Source organism: Mesorhizobium sp. M7D.F.Ca.US.004.03.1.1, assembly GCF_003998635.1.
Lineage (GTDB): Bacteria > Pseudomonadota > Alphaproteobacteria > Rhizobiales > Rhizobiaceae > Mesorhizobium > Mesorhizobium loti.
Genome location: NZ_RZQG01000729.1, coordinates 1 through 3,078, shown reverse-complemented (window position 1 = coordinate 3,078; position 3,078 = coordinate 1). Strand labels below are relative to the sequence as shown.

Sequence of the window (3,078 nt, the reverse complement as noted above, 5' to 3'; positions counted from 1 at the left end):
GTGGAAGCCGGACAGCTTTCCCGAGCCGTCGAGGAAATTGAAGGGTGGGAAATCTGTCGTGGTCAGAAATCTCAGCCGGGGCAGCGCCGAAAGGTCTGGCTTGGGCAGCCGCTCCTTGGCATCCCACAGCACCGGAACCTGAGGCGCCGCGGCGCGCGCACCATCGGCGAGCGACAGCAATCCGATCAGCATCGCAAGGGCGAAGGATCTCCACTGGAACGCCAAGATAAAACTCCGCCACACTCGTGCTCGCACCGGTTTTGGTACGAAAATGGTACAGGCACAATGGTTTTTGATTTCAACACGCCGATTTCAGGATATGATTTAGCCGGTTTGCAAATCAGCTTTGGCCGCCTTGGTGAGAGGATCAAGGTCGGAGCCACAGAATAAGAATGCGGTTTGCAATCCGTGGTCGGTGGCGAAGTGTAAATCAGGCACGCATCATTGGCCGCAATGCATGAGGCAACATGGGGTTGATGTTGCGATGAGTCAGTTCGATCGCACGCTGGAATTCATAGACCAACTGCAGCACGCCGCAACGGCGGCGGCGGTCTGCGAAAGGCTGCTGGGCATAACGGCGGATTTCGGTCTCACCGCACTGATGGCGGGAACCGTACCGCAGCCAGGCACGCCGGCCGGCCAGCAAAAGCAGCATGTGCTTCTCTGCGATTGGCCTGGCGAGTGGCTCGAGCGCTATGTCGCGCGCAACTATGTCGACCACGACCCGGTCGTCAGCCACATGAAACAGTTGCAGGCGCCCTTCCAGTGGCGCGAGGCGTCGCAGAGCATCCGCATAGACAAGAGCAGCGGCGAAGTGATGGGCGATGCCGGCGCCTTCAAACTGCGTGATGGGCTGGCCTTCCCGTTGGTCACGCTCGACGGCCAGATCGTCATGGTGTCGCTGGGCGGCGAGGCCGTGGAATTGTCCGCTGCCGAGTTCGGCCAGGTGTCATTGGTGTCGACCTATGCGGTTGGCCGCGCCATGCAACTCCACACCATGGCGAGCAAGAGCATCGATCATATCGTGCTGACGCCGCGCGAACGCGAATGCCTGCAATGGGCCGCAGTGGGCAAGTCCGAGTGGGAGATTTCGCAAATCCTCGGTATCTCCGAACACACCTCGGAGAAACATCTTCTTAACGCCAAAAGCAAACTCGGTGCCGTCAACCGGGTTCAAGCCGTCGCGGAAGCGATAAGGCGCGGCTACATTAGTTAGGTCGGCCGTGCCGACCTGAAATCCTTGCCTACGCGATCACGCAATTTTCTCACCAAAGCACGGCCGTATCTTCCTCTGAACACAGGAGACGCCGGAATGCTTTTTTCCCTTACAACCCAAGAATTGATGGAACGTCCCGACCTTTGGGAGGCCGTCCATCGGCTGCGCTACAAGATATTTGTCGAGGAGATGGGATGGGAGGATCTCAGGCGGCCCGACGGGCTCGAACGCGACCAGTTCGATCATGACGAGGCCATCCATCAGATCGTCATCAGAGGTGACGAAGTCGCGGGCTATCAAAGGATGTTGCCGACCACGCGGCCTCATCTGCTGACCGAGGTTTTGACCGACCTTTCCGAAGGAATCCCGCCATCGGGTCCGAACATCTGGGAATTGACCCGCTATGCGGTGGCTCCCGGTTTTCGCGATGGCCGCCGCGGCGTTTCGACCGTCGGCACCGAATTGATCGCCGGCTTCGTCGAGTGGGGGCTAAAGCGCGGCGTCGACAAGGTGATCATCGAGTTCGAGCCGATGTGGGTACTGCGCGCTTTGCAGCTGCACTTCCTGGCGACCCCGCTGGGCTATCAGCGCACCTATGGCAACCAGCAGGTGGTCGCAACCCTGCTCACCTTCAACGAGCATACCCTCGACGTGGTGCGGTCGCGCCGCAATCATTTTGCTCCCGTGCTGGCCAGGGGATATCCCGACATGCTCGGCCAAAGGCGAGCGTCATGAGGTCGGAGACAGTCATGAGCGCACATCCACAACCCGAACTCCGCAATCACACGCTTGTCGTCACCGTGTCGTCGAATGACGGCCGGCCGGTGCTGGACAGGAGAGCCTATGAAAGCCTGGCAAAGACCTTCCATGAAGCCGCCGACAATGAGGAGGTGCGCGTCGTCGTGCTGCGCGGCCTGGCAGGCTGTTTCTGTCTCGGCGGCGATTTCTCCGAATTTCTCGACGCCACCAAGCACCAGAAACTGATCGCGGCCGTCACGGACCTGTTCCGCACGCTGGCCACATTTCCCAAGCCCATCCTTGCCTGCGTCGACGGCGATGCCGTCGGCGTCGGCTGCACCATCCTGTTCCATTGCGACATGGTGATCGCGTCCAATGAAAGCACCTTCAGGGTGCCGTTCGTCGATTTCGGCCTGGTGCCGGATGCGGCGACCAGCATCCTGGCGCCGCAGAAGCTCGGCTATGCCGGCGCTTTCCGCTTCTTCTGCCTCGGCGACACGCTTCGTGCCGAGGACGCCAGGGCGCTCGGCCTTGTCGCCGAGATCGTGCCGGGCGGCAGCGTCGAGGAGGCGGCCCTCGGCCGGGCAAGGCAGCTTGTCAAGAAGCCGGTCGCTGCCTTGCTGCAGACGCGCGGCCTGCTGAAGGGAAACACCCAGGCGCTCTGCGACCGCATCGACCAGGAGATTTCGCTTTTCCAGCAGGCGCTGCAGGACGACACCACGCTGCGCCGATTGCAGCGCATCGCCCGGCTGGCGGCCTGAACGGTCCGATCGAAAGGTGCCGATGAAGAGCGCCGCGCGGCCTTGGCTGCGCGGCGCAAAAAGCGTCAGTCCTGTTTTCCCAGGAAAGACGGCCCTTCGCCGATGATCTTCTTGTCCTCCTTGCCGATCACGTCGAGATCGCGCCCGTCGTAGGGCAGCGACAACAGGATGCGCCGCATGACCGCCAGCCGCGCGCGTCGCTTGTCATTGGCGCGCACGATGATCCATGGCGCGAACTCCTTGTGGGTGCGCTCGAACATGGTGTCGCGCACCTTGGTGTAATCGTCCCACTTGGTGATGCCGGCAACGTCGATCGGCGAGAACTTCCAGCTCTTCAGCGGGCTGTAGCGGCGGTCGTGAAAG

At 61.3% G+C, this 3,078-nt stretch carries 3 protein-coding genes and 2 pseudogenes; 3 read left to right on the top strand and 2 right to left on the bottom strand.

Annotation, left to right across the window (positions count from 1 at the left end):
- Positions 1–192 (bottom strand): annotated as a pseudogene (locus EN935_RS28805) (amino acid ABC transporter); the annotation flags it as partial.
- A gap of 292 nt (positions 193–484) precedes the next feature.
- Here EN935_RS28805 and EN935_RS28800 point away from each other — a divergent pair.
- The 3 genes from EN935_RS28800 to EN935_RS28790 all read left to right on the top strand — a co-directional run bounded on the left by EN935_RS28800 (position 485) and on the right by EN935_RS28790 (position 2,715).
- Positions 485–1,216: a LuxR family transcriptional regulator gene (locus tag EN935_RS28800; RefSeq protein WP_109666516.1), complete on the top strand. Its 732-nt coding sequence runs from the start codon at positions 485–487 to the stop codon at positions 1,214–1,216.
- Positions 1,217–1,312: 96 nt separating this feature from the next.
- The gene (locus EN935_RS28795) at positions 1,313–1,951 is read left to right on the top strand and encodes an acyl-homoserine-lactone synthase (protein ID WP_109666519.1); all 639 of its coding nucleotides are present in this window, start codon (positions 1,313–1,315) and stop codon (positions 1,949–1,951) included.
- A 14-nt stretch (positions 1,952–1,965) separates the two neighbouring features.
- Entirely contained in the window at positions 1,966–2,715 is a 750-nt protein-coding gene (locus EN935_RS28790; RefSeq protein WP_109666788.1) for an enoyl-CoA hydratase-related protein, read from the top strand.
- Positions 2,716–2,780: 65 nt separating this feature from the next.
- On the opposite strand, the pseudogene EN935_RS28785 reads toward EN935_RS28790, so the two are convergent.
- A pseudogene (locus tag EN935_RS28785) lies at positions 2,781–3,078 on the bottom strand (polyphosphate kinase 2); the annotation flags it as partial.